Genomic DNA, 20,882 nt, shown 5'->3' on the forward strand with positions numbered 1-20,882 from the left:
CGACGCGGCGCTCTGCCCCCGGCACCGACCCGCATCTGCCTTAAAGGCTAGATGATTTTGCCGATTGCTCACGCAAAACTTCTGCCTGGATGCGCAGGCAAAGTGACGAACGGCCAACTACGCTCAAGACAGTGAGCGGTTCCGTCCGCTGATAGGCTAGGCAATAAGGGAAAGGGATGCTCTTGACGACAACCGCGTATGAAATCGCAAGCAGCACGGCATGAACGCGCCACTTACGCAGATCAATCGGCGCGTACTCATCGTTGACGACAGTGCGTCGATCCATGAGGACTTCGCCAAGATCCTTAGTCCGATCGCGCTTGACGATGACGGGTTGGGCGCCACCGAAAATCTATTGTTCGGCACCCCGTCGGCGGCGCCGACCCTGCGCTTCGAACTGGATTCGGCCTTCCAGGGCCACCAGGCGCTGGAAAAGATCGAAGCCGCGCTGGCCAATCAGCGGCCCTATGCCATGGCTTTTATCGACATGCGCATGCCGCCGGGCTGGGACGGCCTGGAAACCATCGAACGGCTGTGGCAGGCCGACCCGAAATTGCAGGTCGCGCTGTGCACGGCGTATTCCGACTATTCCTGGGAAGACATCGACCAGCGCCTGGCGCTGAACGACCGCCTGCTGATCCTGAAAAAACCCTTCGACGCCATCGAGATCCGCCAGATGGCCAGCGCCCTCACGGTCAAATGGCAAATGACCGAAGACGCCGCGCTGAAAATGAACCTGCTGGAACAAGCCGTCGAGGAGCGCACCCGGGAGCTGTCCGACGCCAACATCATTGTGCAGAACAGCCCGACCATCCTTTACCGGCTGCGCGGCGAGCCGTCGTTTCCGCTGATGTACATCTCCCACAACATCACCCGTTATGGCCATGTCGCGGCAGAACTGGTGCGTTCGCCCAACTGGGCACAAGCATTGATTCATCCCGACGACCAGGCCAGCGTCGATGCGGCCATGGCCCGGGTCCTTGACCGGCACGCGCTGGGCGCTTCGATCGAGTTTCGTATGCGCACCGGGGACGGCACCTGGCGCTGGGTGGAAAACCGCTATATCCCGGTGCGCGACGATGACGGCCGCCTGCTCGAAGTCGAGGGCATCATCCTCGACATCACCGAACGCCGCGTGGCCGAGGAAAAACTCGCCTTGCTGGCCCGCTCCGATGGCCTGACCGGGCTCGCCAATCGCGCGACGCTGATTGAGCGGCTGCACCAGGCCTTCGCTGCCGCGCGTCGGGGCGCCGCGCCGTTCGCCGTGTTTTATCTGGACCTGGACCACTTCAAGCGGATCAACGACACCCTCGGCCACCCGGTGGGTGATCTGCTGTTGCAGGAAGTCGCCCGGCGCATCAAGGCCAGCGTGCGCGAAAACGACGTGGTCGCGCGCCTCGGTGGCGACGAGTTCGCGATTGTGCAACTGGACGTCAGCGACCCGACCCAATCGGCGGCCATGGCCAACAACATCCGCGACACGCTGCTGGCGCCCTATCACCTGGCCGGCAATGCCCTGCACGTGTCGGTGAGCATCGGCATCAGCACCTACACCGCGGCCAGCCTCGACCCCGACAGCCTGCTCGGGCAGGCCGACATGGCGCTGTACCGCGCCAAGGAAATGGGCCGCAACCAATATCACTTCCACTGCGCCGAGATCTCCCGGGAGGTGGCTGAACGCATGACCCTGGCCAGCGAGTTGCTGACGGCGCTGGACGGCGACGAACTGACCCTCAACTACGCGCCGGAAGTGGATCTGCACAGCCGCCGGATTCTCGGCATGGAGGCGCAGATCGTCTGGCAGCATCCGCGTCTGGGCCTGCTGCCGGCCAGCGCGTTTGTGCCGGCGGCGCAACGCACCGGCGCGATCATTGCGCTCGGGCGCTGGGTCCTAGACCGGGCCTGTCGCCAGATGCGCCTGTGGCGCGATGAAGGCGTGGCCCCGCCGGTGATGGCGATCAAGCTGTCCCTGGCGCAACTCAAAAGCGGTCCGGAACTGATCTACGACGTACTGCGCACCACCGCACGCTGGGAACTCGCGCCGTGGGACCTGCGCTTCGATGTCACCGAGGCCACGCTGGCGCAGACCAAGTGGACCCACAACGATGTGTTGCCGCGTTTGCGCGAGCTGGGCGTGACCATCGCCATCGATGACTTCGGCACCGAGTACTCATCATTCGATTACCTGAAAACCTACCGGGTCAATCACCTCAAACTGGCTCAGACGTTCATCGACAGCGCGAGCAGGGATCCGGCCAGCGCCAACGCCCTGCGTGCGATCGTCAACTTCGCCCGGGATCTGGACATCGGCATCATTACCGAAGGTCACACAGCCCCCGAGGCGCCGCTGATCGAGGGGAGCGAAGCGCCACTTTCCAGCGCGCAGGGGTTGTACTTCAGCGAGGCGGTCAGCGCCGAACAGGCGGAGCAACTGCTGCGCAACAGCGAATTGCCGCCGAAGGGGAATGAGGCATGAAGAACCCGTTCCCGCAGACCAACCGACGCATTCTGATCATCGACGACACGCCGGCGATCCATGCTGACTTCCGCAAGATTCTCGCGCCACAGGCGCAGGACCCGGCCGATTTGCAGCAACTGGAGCAGACGCTGTTCGGCACCCACCCGTCGGCGCACCTGACCTTCCAGCTCGATTCCGCCTATCAGGGCCAGGAAGCCCTGGCCCTGGTCGAGCGCGCCCTTGCCGCCGGCACCCCGTATGCCCTGGCCTTCATCGACATGCGCATGCCGCCCGGCTGGGATGGCCTGGAAACCATCGAGCAGCTCTGGCAGGTCGATCCGAACCTGCAAATCGCCTTATGCACCGCTTACAGCGATTACAGCTGGGAAGCCATGGCCGAACGGCTGGCGTTCGGCGATCAATTGCTGATTCTGAAAAAGCCGTTCGACAGCCTGGAAATCCGTCAGATGGCCAACGCTCTGACCTGGAAATGGCAACTGGCGCAGGACGCGGCATTGAAGATGCTCGCCCTTGAGCAAACCATCGAGGCGCGGGTGCATGAACTGCTCAAGGTCTCGCACCTGCTGCAATACGACGCCCTCACGGGACTGCCCAACAGCACGCTGCTCGGCGATCGCCTGAGTCAGGCGCTGGCGGTCTGCCGGCGCCATGACAAGCAACTGGTGGTGATGTTTCTCGGTCTCGACCGCTTCAAACGCATCAACCATGCCCTGGGCCATCCGGCGGGCGACGAGATGCTCAAATGCACCGCGCGGCAATTAACGCTTTGCCTGCGCGATTCGGACTCGGTCTTTCGCTACGGCGCCGACGAATTCGTGGTGATCCTCAACGACATCAACCACCCGCAGCAAACCCACGGCGTCGCAGAAAAACTGCTCGCGGCCATTCGTGCACCGCAGACGATTGCCGGGCATGACGTCAGCGTTACCGCCAGCCTGGGCATCAGCGTTTACCCCGAAGACGGGCTGGACGCCATCGAGCTGATCAAAAAAGCCGAAACCGCGATGCGCAACGTCAAGGAGCACGGTCCCGATGAAATCGGCTTTTTCATCGAAGCCATGAACCAGCACGCCCGGGAACAGCACAGCATCGAATCAGGTCTGCGCCGGGCCCTGCAAGCGCAAGAACTGGTCCTGCACTATCAACCCAAAGTCGACCTGCGCAGCGCCCGCGTGGTCGGGGCCGAGGCGCTGGTGCGCTGGCAGAAACCGGGGCATGGCTGGGTGTATCCCTCGGCATTTATCCCGGTGGCCGAGGACACTGGTCTGATCGTGCCGTTGAGCAAATGGGTGCTGAATGAGGCCTGTCGTCAGCTGCGCGAATGGCAACTGGCCGGACTGCCGCCGATTCGCCTGTCAATCAACACCTCGCCCATCGACTTTCGCCAACGCGACTTCGTTGACGGTGTCGAACAGGCGCTGAAGCAAAACAACCTGGCCGCCGAATGGCTGGAGCTGGAAATCACCGAAGGTGTGCTGATGCAAAACGTCGAGGCCACCCTGACCGCGCTCAATCGGTTGAAGGCGCTGGGTACACGGCTGGCCATCGACGACTTCGGCACCGGTTATTCCAGCCTGAGTTATCTACGCCGCTTTCCCATTGATGTGCTGAAAATCGATCAGTCGTTCATTCGCGGGCTGAGTAGCGACAGTCACGACGCCGCGCTGGTCAGCGCGATCATCAACCTGGGCAAGAGCCTGGGTTTGAACGTCATCGCCGAAGGGATCGAAACCGCCGAACAACTGGCCTTTCTCAAGGCCCATCACTGTGAAGAAGGCCAAGGGTTTTATTTCAGCGAAGCCTTGCCGGCAGATACCTTCGCCCGCTGGCTGGCGTCGGGAGAATGTGCACCGTGGAGCGCACCATGAATCGGTCGACGGGCCTGGTGCCCTATGCCCTCGCGCTGCTGCTGAGCGGCGGCGCTGCCAGCGCCATCGCCGAACCGTTGAACGAGCCGCTCAAACCGCTGCCCGAGGTGCCCCGCCAGGATGCCGGACGCGTGGCCCTCGGACGGCAGCTGTTTCATGACCCCAGATTATCGGTCAACAACACCTTGTCCTGTGCCAGTTGCCATCAACTGGAGCACAACGGTGCCGACAGCCGAGCGCTTTCACTGGGCTTCGACGGCAAACCCGTGGCGGTCAACACGCCGACGGTATTCAACGCCAGCCTCAACTTCCGCCAGTTCTGGGACGGTCGCGTCGAAACGCTGGAGGAACAGAGCAACATCGTCATCACCAGTCCTCACGAAATGGGCAGCGACTGGAAGACCGTGATCGAGCGGATCGCCAGCGACGCCGGTTATCGCCGGGACTTCGCCGCGGCGTACCCGGACGGCGTGACCCGGGCCAATATCCAGCAGGCGCTGGCTGCCTTCGAACGTACCTTGCTGACCCCCGGTTCGCGTTTCGATCAATACCTGCTGGGCGATACCGCCGCCATCAGCTATGAGGAAAAACAGGGTTATCAGCGCTTCAAGGATTACGGCTGCATCGCCTGCCATCAGGGCGTGAATATCGGCGGCAACATGTTCCAGAAATTCGGCGTGTTCGGCGACTACATCGCCGACCGCGGCAACCCGACATCGGCTGACCAAGGGCGCTTCAATGTCACCGCCGACGAGGCCGATCGTGCGGTGTTCAAAGTGCCGAGCCTGCGTAATGTCGCGCTGACCGCACCGTACTTCCATGACGGCTCGGCAGCCGACCTCGAGCGGGCTGTGGATATCATGTTCCAGTACCAGTTGGGCCGCATGCCCAGCGCGGAAGACAAAACCCTGATCATCCAGTTTCTCAAGACCCTGACCGGCAAGACGGAGGGCAAGCCATGATCGACATTTCACGCCGGCGCAGCCTGTTGCTGCTCGCCCTGATTGCCCTGGCGCTGGCCTCGGTGCTGCTGTTTCTGTACCTCAAGTCCAACTCCGAGCAGACCATGACTTACACCGAGTCGCGGGATCTGATCCGGCAGATCAAGCAGCAGGACTCGCTGTGGGAAAACGAGATCCTCAAGGCCAGGGTAGCGATTTCGCACAACTACGACCCGCTGGTGTCGCCGATGAACGAGATGAACCGGCTCTGGGCGCAGTTCGATTCACTGGAATCCGGCCACGGTCGCAACGACCTGGCGCAATGGAACGGCGCCCATGAAGCCTTTTTGCAGGCGATGCAGGAAAAGACCCGCCTGGTCGAACAGTTCAAGTCGCATAACGCCCTGCTGCGCAACTCACTGGCGTTTCTGCCGACCGCCGAGGACGACATTCAGCAGCAACTCGCCGCGCTGTCCGATTTCGACAAACTGCAGCAACAGAACATCGTCACCGACACCTACGACCTGCTGCTCAGCACCCTGGAATACGCCCAGGTCACCACTGTGGAAAAAGCCGCCGAAATCGAGCTGGGCCTGAACAAACTGGCGGTTAACGCCGAACGCCTGCCAGCGGATTTCAAGGCCCCGATCAGAATCCTCAGCAACCACATCGCTCTGATTGCCCGGGAGCAGCCGGTGGTCAATCAGTTACTCGAAAGCATCGAGGCCATCCCCGTCGCCGAACAGCTGGACAGCCTCACCACCCTGCTCGATCGCGACCAGCGGCGCGTCGAGATAACCGACCGCCAGTATCACTTCTACCTGCTGCTGTTTTCTGTGCTGCTGATGTTGTCACTGGTGTGGCTGGCGATCCGTCTGATCGGCAGCTTCGCGGAAATCAACCGGGTCAACGCGGCGTTGCAGACTGCCAACGATGTGCTGGAGCAACGGGTCGAGGAACGCACCCGCGAGCTGCGCAATGCCCAGAGCGAACTGCTCGACGCAGCCCGTCAGGCCGGCATGGCGGAAATCGCGACCAATGTGCTGCACAACGTCGGCAACGTCCTCAACAGCGTGAACATTTCGTCTGACCTGATCGCGCGCAAATTGCGCAACAGCAAGACCCAGGGCCTGGGCAAAGCCATGCAATTGATCAATGACCATCCCGATGACCTGGGGGTGTTTCTCAGTGAAGACGCCAAGGGCAAACTGCTGCCCGGCTATCTCAATCAACTGGTCACCGCCATCGCTCAGGAACAGCAGGAAATGGCCGACGAACTGACCCAGATGAGCAAAAGCGTCGATCATATCAAGGACATCGTCGCTACCCAGCAGTCCTACGCCGGCGCCAGCAGCATGACCGAACCGCTGTACATCGATCAGTTGCTCGAAGATGCCTTGCGCATGAACGCCGGCGCGCTGACCCGGCATCACGTCACCGTGGTCAAGGCCTACGACGACGTGCCGCAAGTGATGGGCGACAAACACCGTCTGCTGCTGATTCTGATCAACCTCATCAGCAACGCCAAATACGCGATGTCGGACCTGAGCAATCGTCCGCGCACCATGACTCTGGGCGTCAGGACTGTCGATGAGCGCTTTCTCGAAATCAGCGTCAAGGACGACGGCGAAGGCATCGCCGCCGAGAACATGACGCGGATCTTTGCCCACGGTTTTACCACCCGCAAGGAAGGCCACGGCTTCGGCTTGCACAGCTGTGCGCTGGCAGCCATCGAAATGAACGGCCATCTCACCGCCCACAGCGACGGGCCGGGCACAGGTGCGCTGTTCACCTTGCAGATACCCTTGATCACCGTCACGGAGAACGCATGAGCGAGCTGTCGAACCGCCGCATTCTGCTGATCGACGACATGCCGTCGATTCACGAGGATTTTCGCAAGATACTCATGCCCGCCACACCGCAGTCGGTGGAGCTGGACGAAATGGAAGCCGCGCTGTTTGGCGCCCAGGCCCGGCCCGAGCGGCCGCTGTTCGAACTGGACTCGGCCTACGGCGGCGAGGAAGGCCTGGGCAAACTGATCCAGGCCCTACAGGAACAACGCCCCTATGCACTGGCGTTCGTCGACATGCGCATGCCCGATGGCTGGGACGGCGCAAAAACCATCGAACACCTTTGGCAGCACGATCCGCAATTACAGGTGGTGGTGTGTACCGCCTATTCGGATTATTCCTGGGACGAATTGCTCGACCGACTCCAGGCCCACGATCGCTTGCTGATCCTGAAAAAACCCTTCGACAACATCGAAGTCCAGCAGATGGCCAACACGCTGCTGACCAAATGGCAGATGACCGAAAGAGCCTCGCTGCAGATGCACCATCTGGAACATCTGGTCGATCAGCGCACCGCCCAGTTCAAGCAGGCCAGCGAAGACTTGCAGCGGGAAATCGACGAGCGCAAACAACTGGAAGGGCAACTGGTGCAGTCGGAAAAACTCGCCTCGCTGGGGCAATTGGCGGCGGGGGTCGCCCACGAAATCAACAACCCGATCGGCTTCATTTCTTCCAACCTCGGCACCCTCGACGGTTATTTCAATCAGCTGCGTCCCCTATTCGATGCCTACCACAGCATCGGTCAAAGCCTGGGCGGCGAGTCCGCCGTCCGTTTGCAGCAACAGCGCGAAGCGGCCGAACTGGACTTTCTTCTCGAAGACATCCCGCTGCTGATCCGTGAATCCAAGGAGGGCATCGGCCGGGTCGGGCAGATCGTCAAGGACTTGAAAGACTTCTCCCGCGTCGACACCCAGCAGCAATGGCAATGGGCGAATCTGCAGCAAGGCATCGAATCGACCCTGAACATCGTCGCCAGCGAACTCAAATACAAGGCCGATCTGGTCAAGGATTACCAGCCTCTGCCGGACATCGAATGCCTGCCCTCGCAAATCAATCAGGTCATCATGAACCTGGTGGTCAACGCCGCGCAGGCCATGGGTCCGGAGCGCGGCACCATTACCTTGCGCACCGGCGTCGAGGGCGACAACGTCTGGATCGAAGTCGTCGACACCGGTTCGGGCATTCCTGCGGACACGCTGCAGAAAATCTTCGATCCGTTCTTTACCACCAAACCGGTCGGCCAGGGTACGGGGCTCGGGCTGTCGCTGTCCTATGGCATCGTGAAAAAACACGGCGGCGATATTCAGGTTCGCAGCGAATTGGGCGTGGGAACGACATTCCGTGTCGAACTGCCCATACGCCAGAACCGACTGGCCGTTTGAGGCACATTCAGCCCGCTTCCTGAAAATCCAGTTCCGGCGGCTGACGACGGAAGCCACCGGTGAGCACTGCGAGGTACACCACGCCAATCGCCAACCAGCTCAGCCCCAGCCAGACCGCCAGATGATCGAGGCTGACCATCAGCCACAAATCCGCAACGAGGCCGATCAGCGGGCAGAACAAAAACAGCAGCAGCTCGCGCGGACCTTTTTTCTCGCCGCCGATCCAGTAGTGGAAAATCACCGACAGGTTGACCAGGCTGAACGCCAGGAACGCGCCGAAGTTAATGAACGAAGTCGAGGTGGTGACGTCGAGTTTCAGCGCCAGCAACGCCACTGCCGCGCACAGCAGAATGCTGTTGACCGGGGTACCGAAGCGCGCGTGCAAGGTGCCGAAAAACGACTTCGGCAAGACCCCGTCTCGGCCCATGGCGAACAGCAGCCGCGAACCGCTGGCCTGCGCCGACAAGCCTGAGGCGAACTGGCCGACGATCAGACCAATGAGGAAGATCGACACAAACAGATCGCCGCCGATGTTGCGGGCGATTTCATAGGCTGCCGAATCGACGCTGTCGAACTGGAACGACGGATGTGCGATTTGCACAAAGTACGAGACGCCGACGAAGATCAAACCGCCGATCAGGGTGATCAGCATGATCGCCCGGGGAATGGTGCGGCGCGGATCGCGGGTTTCTTCGGTCAGGGTACTGACCGCGTCGAAGCCGAGGAACGAATAGCAGGCAATCGCCGCGCCGCTCATGATCAGCGGCATCTGCATGTCGCCGTTGAAGAACGGTTTGATCGACCATAGCGGCGTGCTGGCATCGCCGCCGATGTAGTGAATGCACAGCGCAACGAACGCGATCAGCACGAGGAACTGCACCAGCATCAGCAAGGCGTTGATGCCATTGGCCAGTTTCAAGCCGATGATATTGATCGCACTGGTGATGCCGATGAACGCCAGCACCCAGATCCACTGCGGGATCGACGGGAACGCCGAAGCCAGGTAGGCCGAGCCGATCAACCAGATGGCCATGGGCAGAAACAGGTAATCGAGCAACACCGCCCACCCGGCAATGAAACCGAGTTTCGGGCTGATTGCCTTGCGTACATAGCTGTAAGCCGAGCCGGCCACCGGGAAAGCGGCGGCCATGCGTCCGTAACTCATGGCGGTGAAGAACATTGCCACCAGTGCTGCCAGGTAGGCCGCCGGGACCATGCCGACAGTGGCCTGGGCGAGGATGCCGAAGGTGCCGAGGACAATGATCGGCGTCATGTAGGCGATGCCAAACAGCACCACCGACCCTAGCGAAAGGGTGCGTTGCAAACGAGCCATGGGCGTCTTACTCCGAATGTTATTGGATTTATGGCAGAGCCGGATTCGGCGAAAATTTCGGGTGTGACTTTGTTGTTTTTATGCTGTTTGAGCGGGCCTCTTCGCGGGCAAGCCCGCTCCCACAGTGTCCGAGGGGAACACAATTTTTTTGTACGCCCAGCCCCTCTGTGGGAGCGGGCTTGCCCGCGAAGACGTCAGCCGGCACGATGCAGCATTCGGATCAACGCGCAGGAATCAGCAGCTCCCGCACACCAGAAGCCTGCTCCACCCTCTCCCCCGGCAACTTCAGACGCTGATCATCCAGATAGCGATAATCCTTGCGCGCAATTTCCAGTTGAGCGAAATCCAGCTCGACCCCGAACTGCCCCTCCTCCCGTCCGGCCTCGAACAGCAGCGTCCCCAGCGGATCCACCAGCGCACTGCCACCGGCAAACACCAGACCGTCATCCCCCGCCTCGACACGATTGACCATCAGCGCAAACGCCTGGTTTTCCTGAGCGCGGGCCATGATCGCGGTGCGGTGGGTCGGGCCGTACGGGTCCATGTTGCCGTTGGTGACGATGAGCAATTCCACCCCCAGTTGCGCGAGGGCGCGGGCGGTTTCCGGGAACTCGATGTCGTAGCAGATCAACAGGCCGACGCGCACGCCGTTCCACACGCAGGTGGCGTAACGGTCGCCGGCTTCGAATACGCCACGATCCGAGGCCCACAGGTGGGTCTTGCGGTATTTCAGGGCGATGCCTTCGGGGGTGATCAGCAAAGTGGTGTTGTAGAAGCGCCCGCTGTCGCTCTCGGCCATGCCGATGACCACCGCTATATCGCGCTCACGCGCTGCTGCGAGCACGGCGCTGACGGTCGGGCCGTCGAGCGGTTCGGCGATCTGCGCCACGGTTTCAGCGTTGGGGAAGCCCATCAGGTGAGTTTCCGGAAATACGATCATCTGCGTATCAGCCGCGCAGGCAGCAATCGCCGCCAGCGCGCGTTGGAGGTTGTAAGCCGTGTCGTGGTCACGGCCCGCCAGTTGGGCGAGTTCGACTTTCATGGGCATTCCTTGTTATGTGCGCCGGGCCTTGAAAGATTGCCCGGTGACTGTCTGTGGGCCAGTATGCGCAGCAAGCAACCGGCCAGGGAATCACGCGGCCGGGGTAACCCGATAGGGGTAGATCGATGACACTTTCGTTGAATGACATCACTTGGCACCGCGCCGTCGGGCAATTGATCGACGCACTCGACAAGCCGAATTTCTGGGCGCAACTGGTGCGTCTGCTCGAGCAGTACGTGGTGTTCGATAGCTGGGTGGTGCTGCTGTTCAGTGCCGACCAGCATCCTCAAGTCTTCGCCGAATGCCCCGGTGAGGACGGCAGTCCTGATCCGTTGTTTCAGGATTATCTGCGCGGTCTGTACCTGCTCGACCCGTTCTACATCGCCTGCCGCGAGCAATCGCGCACCGGCCTGTATCGCCTGTCGGAAGTTGCCCCGGAGCATTTCGAGCTGACCGAGTATTACCAGCGATACTTTCGTCTGAATGTGGTGGCCGACGAAATCCAGTTCAATTGCCAGCTCGAAGGCGAGCGCACGCTGTGCCTGTCGCTGGGCAGTGAAAAACGTTTCACTGGCGAACAGATCGCTTTGCTGTCTTTGATTCAGCCATGGGTGCTGGGTCTGTTGCGCCAACGCCTACCATACGAGATCAACGAAACCGTGGCCCTCGCCGCCGCGCCTGCGCAGACAGACTGGCGGGTGCAACTGGAAGCGTCGGTGCAACGGCTCAAGGGCGCACAGTTGACCGCGCGCGAGCTGGATGTCGGGCGCTTGATGCTCAGCGGTTGCTCCAGTAAAGAAATCGCCCGTAAGCTGGAAATCTCCGTGGAAACCGTGAAAGTCCATAAGAAACACATGTACAGCAAGCTGGGGATCAAGTCCCAGTCCGAGCTGTTTTCGATTTTTCTGCAGGCGCAGAGCGCCTGAGCGCCGGGTATTGTTGCCTTTTGTAGGAGTGAGCCTGCTCGCGATGGCGCCAGGTCAGCGAAACTTTTGTAGCTGATATACCGCTATCGCGAGCAGGCTCACTCCTACAGGGGAATGTGTATATCCCAAAATCTTCGCTGAATATTCGAGTCCGAACCCAAGGAAACCGTATGAGCCTGTCGCTGCTGAGCCGCTACGCCTTCTTTGCCGCCTGTGTGATTTTCACCCTCGCCAGCCTGCCTTTTCTCGAACACGACTGGCTGTGGCCGCTCACCGCCGTGACTGCCGTGCTGAGCCTGCTCGGCGTTTTCGACTTGTTGCAGACCCGTCACGCGGTGCGCCGCAACTATCCGATCCTGGGCAACATCCGTTATCTGGTTGAAGGCATCCGCCCGGAGATTCGCCAATACCTGCTCGAATCCGACAGCGATGCCCTGCCCTTCTCCCGCGCCCAGCGCTCGCTGGTGTACTCGCGCGCCAAGAATGAAACCGCCGACAAGCCCTTCGGCACGCTGATCGATGTCTACCAGTCCGGCTTCGAATTCATCGGCCACTCGATGCGCCCGGCGCCGTTGAGCGACCCGAACGGTTTCCGTGTCACCGTCGGCGGGCCGCAGTGCACGCAGCCGTACTCGGCGTCGATCTTCAACATTTCGGCAATGAGCTTCGGCTCACTCAGCGCCAATGCCATTCGCGCGCTGAACCAGGGCGCCAAGCTTGGCAATTTCGCCCACGACACCGGCGAAGGCAGCATCAGCCCGTATCACCGCGAACACGGCGGCGACCTGACCTGGGAACTGGGCAGCGGCTACTTTGGTTGCCGCACCAGCGACGGCCGTTTCGACCCGGAACGCTTCGCCGTCCAGGCGCAGAATCCGCAAGTGCGAATGATTGAAATCAAGATGAGCCAAGGCGCCAAACCCGGCCACGGCGGCATCCTGCCCAAGCACAAGGTCACCCGAGAGATTGCCGACACCCGCGGCATCCTGATGGGCGAAGACTGTGTCTCGCCGTCACGCCACAGCGCATTTTCCACGCCGATCGAAATGATGCAGTTCATCCAGCAACTGCGTGAGCTGTCGGGCGGAAAACCGGTGGGTTTCAAATTCTGCCTCGGCCATCCATGGGAGTTCATGGGCATCGCCAAGGCCATGCTCGAGACCGGCATTCTTCCTGACTTTATCGTCGTCGACGGCAAGGAAGGCGGCACCGGCGCCGCTCCCGTAGAATTTACCGACCACATCGGCGTGCCGATGCGCGAAGGCCTGCTGTTCGTGCACAACACACTGGTCGGCCTGAACCTGCGCGACAAGATCAAACTCGGCGCCAGCGGCAAGATTGTCAGCGCCTTCGACATCGCCAGCGTGCTGGCCATCGGCGCCGACTGGGCCAACTCCGCGCGCGGCTTCATGTTCGCCATCGGCTGCATCCAGTCGCAGTCGTGCCACACCAATAAATGCCCGACCGGCGTGGCGACTCAGGATGCGTTGCGCCAGCGCGCCCTGGTGGTGCCGGACAAGGCCCAGCGGGTTTACAACTTCCATCGCAGCACGCTCAAGGCACTCGCCGAAATGCTCGCGGCGGCCGGACTTGAGCACCCGTCGCAACTGTCGGCCAAGCATCTGGTGCGGCGCATGTCGGCAACCGAGATCAAGCTGTTTTCGCAGCTGCATGTGTTCTTGAAACCGGGGGAATTGCTCACTGGGGAAGTGAACGGGGAGTTTTATTCGCGGATGTGGCAGATGGCGCGGGCGGACAGTTTTGAGCCGAATGAGGTGGCAGCCGCGTGAGACTGGCAATGTGCTGACACGTAGTTTTCCCCGCTGTGCAGCGCTCACGAAAAAGCCCCGGTCTCACTCACGACCGGGGCTTTTCTGTTTTCAGCGATTGAACGTTACGAAACCGAACGCGCCGTGTCTTGCGACACCTGAGTCGGTTGCAACTTGAACACATAGAACAACACCGTCAGCAGCACCAGAAACGCCGGCCCTACATACAGCGCCACGCGGGTGTCCGGGAAGTACGCCATCAGGCCGACCACCAGCACCAGAAACGCCAATGCAAAGTACGAACTGACCGGGTACAGCCACATTTTGTATTTGAGGCCGGCACGTTCGCTGGCGCTCAGGCCTTTGCGGAATTTCAGTTGGGCGAGCAGGATCATCACCCACGTCCAGACCGCGCCGAAAGTGGCGATCGAGGTGACCCAGACGAAGACTTTTTCCGGTACCAGATAGTTGAGCACTACACCCAGCAGCAACACCGCAATCGACAGCAACAGCGCACGACGCGGCACGCCATTGTTCGATGTCTTGGCAAAACCGGCCGGGGCCTGGCCGTTCTGCGCCAGGCTGTAAAGCATGCGCCCGGTGCTGAAGATGCCGCCGTTGCACGACGACAGCGCTGCGGTGATCACCACGAAGTTGATGATGCCGGCGGCGGTCTTGATGCCCAGACGCTCGAACGTCATCACGAACGGGCTGCCTTGCGTGCCGATTTCATTCCACGGATAGATCGACAGGATCACGAACAACGCACCGACGTAGAACAGCAGAATCCGCCAGAACACCGAGCCGATCGCATCAGGAATGGTCTTTTGCGGGTTCTTCGCTTCGCCGGCGGTCAAACCGATCATCTCGACGCCGAGGTAGGCGAACATGACCATTTGCAGGGACATCAGCACGCCCGTTACGCCGTTGGGCATGAAGCCGCCGTGCGCCCACAGGTTGGAAATCCCCAGCGCCACGCCGTCATTGCCGAAACCGAAGGCGATGATGCCGACGCCGCCAATGACCATGGCAATGATGGTGACGATCTTGATCAGGGCGAACCAGAACTCGAATTCACCGAAGGCCTTGACCGCGATCAGGTTGATCGAGCCCATGCTGATCAGCGCCGCGAGGGCCCAGATCCAGCGCGGCACATCGGGAAACCAGATGCCCATGTACACCGCCACCGCGGTGATTTCCGCGACGCAGGTTACCAGCCACAGGAACCAGTAGTTCCAGCCGGTGAGAAAACCGGCCAGCGGACCGAGATAGTCTTGGGCGTAGCGGCTGAACGAACCGGCCACCGGGTTGTGCACCGCCATCTCGCCGAGGGCGCGCATGATCACCAGGATCGCCAGACCGCCGAGGATGTAGGAAAGCATGATTGCCGGGCCGGCCATTTCAATGGCCTTGGCCGAACCCAGGAACAGACCGACGCCGATACAGGCACCGAGCGCCATCAGGCGAATATGCCGTTCGCCGAGTTCGCGTTTGAGCGGACCGCCCTGAGCGGTTTCGCCGTGAGGCAGATGATTGCCGACTGGCATAAGGGTGCAACCTCGTTTTGTTATTGGATATGACCACCGGGTCTCGAAGCGTCGGCCGATAGGCCTTGGCTGGGCAGGAAACCGCGTCGGCTTCGTGGGCAGACGCGTCTTGCAGGGCAACCTGCAAGATCAGCGGGGCATGCAGTATAAAAAGCCTTTGGCAGGTCTTTTCACTCTATAAACCACAACATTCAGTGACAACTCTTGGCACAAGTGCGGTTTGCGGAAGGCATTACCTGCCTTGCGTAGGAAGACTCGCCACTGAAAAAGGCGCCGAGTATTGCACAGCAATGGTGCAGCGTCATGCCGCCCGTGTGTCGGTCATGCCGCCCACCTGTGGCGAGGGAGCTTGCTCCCGCTCGGCTGCGAAGCAGTCGTCAATCCGTCAATGCCCGTTGGCTAGTTCTGGGGGCGCTACGCGACCCGGCGGGAGCAAGCTCCCTCGCCACAGGTGTGTCTCCCTGACCATCCTGCACAAATCGCGGAAATCTCCCACAGACTTCTCAGCGCCAACTCATCCGGTCAACAACTAGCGTTTCAGAAGGATCATTCGAACTGGACGTAACGGAATGCGTAAACATCTACATTCACACCGACTTCGCCGCGGACGCTGCTCAGAACCCGGCCGCGCGTATCTGATCACTGCCGTTGTTTATCAACGCAAGAAAATCTTCAGTGATTGGCGACTTGGCCGCCTATTGGTGGCAGAGCTGCGTAAAGCCCATGAAGATGGCTGCGTCAACTCGATCGCGTGGGTTGTCATGCCCGACCATTTTCACTGGCTTGTTCAACTTGAGGAAACCGGCCTTGAGCGTCTCATGCAAGCCGTCAAGTCGCGAAGCACGCTGACCATAAACCGCGCCCTGAGTCGCCGCGGAGCATTTTGGCAAACCGGCTACCACGATCGCGCGATCCGCGACGGCGAAGACTGGGAGCCGTTCGCCCGCTACATCATCGCCAACCCCTTGCGCGCCGGACTGGTCGATAAAATCGGTGACTACCCGCTATGGGATGCCTGCTGGCTCTGACGGTCGTACCGCAATTGTGGCGAGCAAGCTTGCTCCCGCTCGGCTGCGAAGCAGTCGCCCACCCGTCAATGCCCGTTGGCTAGTTCTGGGGTCGCGATGCGACCCGGCGGGAGCAAGCTCCCTCGCCACAGTGCCAATCGCCTGATCCAGCTTTATTCAGAAATCGTACAGTGCTCCGCCCCTTCACAATTTTTTCACCCGCGCCAACCACCGTCTAAGCTTCAGACAAGTCCGATCAATCTGCGTGAATGGATCAATCGACTATGGGCGCTTTGTGGCAAACCGATTCGAGTAAAGCCGTGGTTCCGACTGAACGTGTGGATGAAGCGCCTATTCCTGAAAAAACCCGCCGTCGCCGGCATGGGTGGAAGGCTTTCTGGTTGTTGCTGGTGATCATTGCGGTCGTCGTGGGGTTGGCTGCGTCCAAGGAAATGCGCACCTCGCGCTTTCAGTCCCGGGAATTGAGCCAGTACGCCGCTTCGCTGACTTACAAGCTTGAACCCGGCCCCAGCGAAGCGATTCGTTATCCAGGCAACGGGCCGTTCGATCTGCGCCTGGGCTACAGCTCGCTCGACGAATTTCTGCCGCGGCTGCTCAAACGCAATTATGTGATTACCGAGCAGACGCGTTTTTCCCCGGCCCTGCTCAGCTACACCGACAAGGGCCTGTTCGTGCCCTATTCCGAAAAGATTCAGGCCGGGTTGTCAATCACCGATTGCCGCGCCGCGCCGTTGTACCAATACAACTATCCGCAACAGCTGTACGCCAGCTTCGCGGCGATTCCGCCGGTGGTGGTCAACAGCCTGCTGTTCATCGAAAACCGCTTTCTGCTCGACCCGAAACAACCGTTGGCCAACCCGGCGGTGGACTGGCCGCGCTTTGGCATGGCGGCGTGGTCGCAGGTGGCGAAGTTGCTGCGCCTGCCGGGACAGTCGGCCGGTGGCAGTACGCTGGCGACGCAACTGGAAAAGTACCGGCATTCACCGGATGGCCTGACTGTGTCGGGTGCCGAAAAGATTCGCCAGATGATCTCCGCCAGCGTGCGCGCCTATCAGGAGGGTCCGCAAACCCTCGGCGCGCGGCAGAACGTTGTGCGCGACTACCTCAACAGCGTGCCACTGTCGGCGGTGCCGGGGCATGGTGAAGTGCACGGCATGGCCGAAGGGTTGCGGGTCTGGTATGGCAGCGACTTCAACAAGGCCAACGAACAACTCAACAGCCCGGCCACCGATCCGCAAAGCATGGCCGCCAAAGGCCTGGCCCTGCGCGAAATGCTCTCGCTGATGATCGCCCAGCGCCGCCCATCGCACTACCTGACCAAGGGCCGCGAAGAGCTCGCCAACCTCACCGACAGCCACCTGCGCCTGCTCAAGCAGAACGGCGTGATCGACAGCGCACTGGCCGACGCCGCCCTGGCCAGCACCGTCAGCTACCGCGACTGGCAGACCCAACCAACGATGCAGCCGATTGAAACCAACAAAGGCATCAGCGTCGCCCGCAGCCGCCTGGCGAGCATGCTCAACCGGCCGCTGTATGACCTCGATCGCCTCGACCTTTCCGCCACCAGCACCCTGCAAGGCGATTTGCAGAGCCAGGCCACCGTCTACCTGAAAAAACTCGCCGACCCGGCCTACGCCGCCGAAATCGGCCTGCTCGGCGAACGCCTGCTGACCCCGACCAGCACCACCCAGGTGCGCTACAGCTTCACCCTGTTCGAGCTGACCCCGGACGGCTCCCGCGTACGCGTGCAGACCGATAGCACCGACCAGCCGTTCGACATCAACGAAGGCAGCAAACTGGAACTGGGCTCGACCGCAAAAATGCGCGTGCTGACCACTTACCTGCAAATCATTGCCGAACTGCACGACAAGTACGCCACCATGGACGTGCCGGAACTGAAAAAAGTCGAGATCCCCGAGCAGGATCGCCTGAGCCGCTGGGTTCTCGATTACCTGATCCAGAACAAGGACCACGACCTGTCGAAGATGCTCGGCGCAGCGCTGGACCGCAAATACTCGGCGAGTCCCGGCGAGGCGTTTTTTACCGGCGGTGGCTTGCACACCTTCAATAACTTTCGCAAAGAGGACAACGGCCGCCTGCCGACCCTGCGCGATGCCCTGCGCGAGTCGATCAACCTTCCGTTCATTCGCCTGATGCGCGACGTGGTGCGCTACGTCACCTACTCCGGCCCCAACAGCAGTGCCGAACTGCTCAAGGACGACCGCGACCCGCGCCGTCAGGAATACCTGGCCAGTTTTGCCGACCGCGAGGGCACTTCGTTCCTGCTCAAGTTCTGGAAAAAGTACCGGAACAAGGACACCCAGGCGCGACTGGAGACCTTCCTCGACGGCATGCGCCCGACGCCGATCCGCCTGGCCGCCGTGCATCGCTACCTCCTGCCCGAAGCCAATCAGAAAGACTTCAACAGTTTTGTCCGCTCGCACCTGAAGGGCAGCAAACTCAACGAAAAACTCACCGATGATCGCCTGATCAGGCTTTACGATGCCTACGGCCCGGGCAGCTACGACCTGCCGGATCAGGGCTTCATCGCCAAGGTGCATCCACTGGATCTGTGGCTGATGGGCTACCTGCTCAACCATCCGGACGCGACGTTCAGCCAGATCGTCAAAGCCAGCCATTTCGAGCGCCAGGAAGTCTACAGCTGGCTGTTCAAGAGCAAGCACAAGGGCGCACGCGACAGCCGGATCCGCACCATGCTGGAAATCGAAGCCTTTCTTGAGATTCACCAGCGCTGGCAGAGCGTCGGTTATCCGTTCGACCACCTGGTGCCGTCACTCGCCACCGCCATCGGCAGCTCCGGCGACCGCCCAGCGGCACTGGCCGAACTGATCGGTACGATCCTCAATGACGGCGTGCGCCTGCCCACGCTGCGCATCGACAGCCTGCATTTTGCTGCCGGCACGCCTTATGAAACCCGCCTGGTCAACGACCCGCATGTCGGCAAGCGCGTGATGCCGGTCGAAGTCGCCAGGGCCATGCGTGAAGCGCTTTCACAGGTTGTTGATGCCGGTACCGCAAAACGTGTTTCCGGCAGTTTCAAATTGGCTGATGGCACGCCATTGGCCATGGGTGGCAAAACGGGCACCGGTGATAACCGCATACAGGCCATCGGATCGGGCGGCAGAATCCTCAGTTCGAAGTCGATCAACCGCACCGCGACCTTCGTGTTCTACATCGGCGATCACCATTTCGGCACTCTCACCGCGTTCGTGCCGGGGCGCTCGGCGGAGACCTTCAAATTCACCTCGGCCCTGCCCACACAGGTGCTCAAGGGCATGGCGCCGATCCTGACGCCCTACCTGCAACCGGGCAGCGACTCGCAATGCCGGCCTGCTGCAAATACTCAGGTAACGATGGCGGCAACGGCTGAATCCGAATGGCATGGCCGCGAAGACTCACTCCGCTAACCCACCTCCGAATCCCAGATCACCGTGACGCTGCCCGAATAGCTTCGGGCAGTGCCGGGCTTGATCATTTCATCCACCGCATCCTGCGCGACCTCGAAGTGCAAAGTGCCGACCTTGCGATCCAGATAAAAACCCGGCTGGAACAACTCAGTGCCGCTGCCATCACGCAACAACCGACGGCGGTTGACCGGCTGGCCGGCGCCATCTGTCAGGCCGGTGGGCAACGTCACACTGACCTCCAGCGGGGCCGAGTGGCCGGAGGTCGACTCCCATAACGCACAGGTGTTGTTGCTGTAATACTGGCATTGCAGGTTCATCTTGAACCGGCTCGAGGCCGAAAGATTGAACGCTTGGTCACGCAGCAAACGCGTCGGCTTGCGGCCCTGATTCAACCAGGATTGCCAGCCGCCCGCAGGTTCCAGCACCACGCGATTGCCGCCGGGCGGAATGTCGACCTTCATGGTGTGGGTGACTTTCAGGCTGAAATTGAGAGTCAGCAGCGGGTCGGCCGGAATCATCACGTCGCCCATGTCGAAATCCATGTTTGGGCCGACGGTGTAGCTGATTGATCCGGTATAGGTTCCGGCCTCCATTTTCAAGGGATCGGGGGTGCGCAATTCATAGCCGTAAACGAAGTAGAGATAGCGCATCGACATCGGAATCTGGAACTTCGCCTGTTTGCTACAAACCCCGGCGCCCTCCGGGACTCGCCAGAAACTGTTGTAGCCGTATTCACCGGCCGTCGACCGGCCGACGCCCAGACACGGGGCAGGTGCGTAAACCCAGGCCCCGCCTCCCCACAATTGATCCCACCATGCTCCGCCGGTCAGTTCCCTGACCGGACGCGGTAAAGCGGTCTCGTGTCCTATACCGGCAATCCTTAACTGGACACGATGGGTGTCGCCGGAAGCATGGGTGACCATGACATCGCGCCACTCGGATGGCACCTTGGCCATCCCGCCCTTGCGCGGGTCGGAGTGGTTGGCCTCAATCGGCGCATTGGCCGTGAACGGTATTTGCGCGATAAGGCTGAAAAGCCCCAACGATTCACAGGTCGCCGGCAATTGACGGCAGAACCCTTCGGACGGTGTCTGGTTCTTGAACTTATTGCGCTGAGGATTGGCAAAGTCCGGCTCGAAAGTGGCTTCGATGTCATGCACTTCCGCTGCGGCGGTAGCGGCCCACAGCGCCAGCAGCAAACCCGCCCATGGTCGGGATTTCGAAATGGAATTCGCCACAGGATTCACGCTCTCGGTGTCTTGGAGTTGAACAAAATACAGTACGCTTTC

General features: G+C 60.8%; 13 protein-coding genes. 9 read left to right on the forward strand and 4 right to left on the reverse strand.

The annotated features are described in order from the left end of the window. Positions 1-220 precede the first annotated feature (220 nt). Genes HU743_RS05815 through HU743_RS05835 form a run of 5 tightly spaced genes read left to right on the forward strand, consistent with a single transcriptional unit; the run spans position 221 to position 8,520 of the window. Complete coding sequence (locus tag HU743_RS05815; protein WP_186647525.1) at positions 221-2,476, forward strand: EAL domain-containing protein; 2,256 nt, start codon at positions 221-223, stop codon at positions 2,474-2,476. Beyond that, positions 2,473-4,347, forward strand: a complete 1,875-nt coding sequence (locus tag HU743_RS05820; RefSeq protein ID WP_186647527.1) for a GGDEF and EAL domain-containing protein — start codon at positions 2,473-2,475, stop codon at positions 4,345-4,347. Before HU743_RS05815 ends, HU743_RS05820 begins: the two co-directional genes overlap by 4 nt. Further along, positions 4,344-5,309, forward strand: coding sequence for a cytochrome c peroxidase (locus HU743_RS05825; RefSeq protein WP_238351695.1), 966 nt, complete (start codon positions 4,344-4,346; stop codon positions 5,307-5,309). The genes HU743_RS05820 and HU743_RS05825 overlap by 4 nt, the downstream gene beginning before the upstream one ends. Further along, positions 5,306-7,120 (forward strand): DAHL domain-containing protein, encoded by a 1,815-nt coding sequence (locus tag HU743_RS05830; protein WP_186647531.1) that lies wholly within the window; start codon positions 5,306-5,308, stop codon positions 7,118-7,120. Before HU743_RS05825 ends, HU743_RS05830 begins: the two co-directional genes overlap by 4 nt. Next, positions 7,117-8,520, forward strand: a complete 1,404-nt coding sequence (locus HU743_RS05835) for an ATP-binding protein (RefSeq protein WP_186647533.1) — start codon at positions 7,117-7,119, stop codon at positions 8,518-8,520. Before HU743_RS05830 ends, HU743_RS05835 begins: the two co-directional genes overlap by 4 nt. Before the next feature lie 7 nt (positions 8,521-8,527). On the opposite strand, the gene HU743_RS05840 is transcribed toward HU743_RS05835, so the two are convergent. Then, complete coding sequence (locus tag HU743_RS05840) at positions 8,528-9,853, reverse strand: APC family permease (RefSeq protein ID WP_186647535.1); 1,326 nt, start codon at positions 9,851-9,853, stop codon at positions 8,528-8,530. Between the two features lie 220 nt (positions 9,854-10,073). After that, a complete protein-coding gene (locus HU743_RS05845) occupies positions 10,074-10,895 on the reverse strand; it encodes a carbon-nitrogen hydrolase family protein (protein WP_186647537.1) in 822 nt (273 codons plus the stop codon). 125 nt (positions 10,896-11,020) lie between these two features. Here HU743_RS05845 and HU743_RS05850 point away from each other — a divergent pair, with 125 nt between their 5' ends. Next, complete coding sequence (locus HU743_RS05850) at positions 11,021-11,821, forward strand: LuxR C-terminal-related transcriptional regulator (protein WP_186647539.1); 801 nt, start codon at positions 11,021-11,023, stop codon at positions 11,819-11,821. Positions 11,822-11,991: 170 nt separating this feature from the next. After that, entirely contained in the window at positions 11,992-13,611 is a 1,620-nt protein-coding gene (locus tag HU743_RS05855; RefSeq protein WP_186647541.1) for an FMN-binding glutamate synthase family protein, read from the forward strand. Positions 13,612-13,715: 104 nt separating this feature from the next. Here HU743_RS05855 and HU743_RS05860 read toward each other — a convergent pair whose 3' ends face one another. After that, a complete protein-coding gene (locus HU743_RS05860) occupies positions 13,716-15,137 on the reverse strand; it encodes an amino acid permease (protein ID WP_186647542.1) in 1,422 nt (473 codons plus the stop codon). A gap of 569 nt (positions 15,138-15,706) precedes the next feature. Here HU743_RS05860 and HU743_RS05865 point away from each other — a divergent pair. Continuing rightward, the gene (locus tag HU743_RS05865; protein WP_186647544.1) at positions 15,707-16,165 is read left to right on the forward strand and encodes a transposase; all 459 of its coding nucleotides are present in this window, start codon (positions 15,707-15,709) and stop codon (positions 16,163-16,165) included. 263 nt (positions 16,166-16,428) lie between these two features. After that, a complete protein-coding gene (locus HU743_RS05870) occupies positions 16,429-19,593 on the forward strand; it encodes a transglycosylase domain-containing protein (protein WP_186647546.1) in 3,165 nt (1,054 codons plus the stop codon). On the opposite strand, the gene HU743_RS05875 is transcribed toward HU743_RS05870, so the two are convergent. After that, positions 19,590-20,831 carry a hypothetical protein gene (locus HU743_RS05875; protein ID WP_186647548.1) on the reverse strand — a complete coding sequence of 414 codons (1,242 nt, stop codon included), beginning with the start codon at positions 20,829-20,831 and terminating at the stop codon, positions 19,590-19,592. The two genes, HU743_RS05870 and HU743_RS05875, sit on opposite strands and share 4 nt — an antisense overlap. Between the last annotated feature and the right edge of the window lie 51 nt (positions 20,832-20,882).

Source organism: Pseudomonas sp. SWRI99, assembly GCF_014270125.1.
Lineage (GTDB): Bacteria > Pseudomonadota > Gammaproteobacteria > Pseudomonadales > Pseudomonadaceae > Aquipseudomonas > Aquipseudomonas hamedanensis.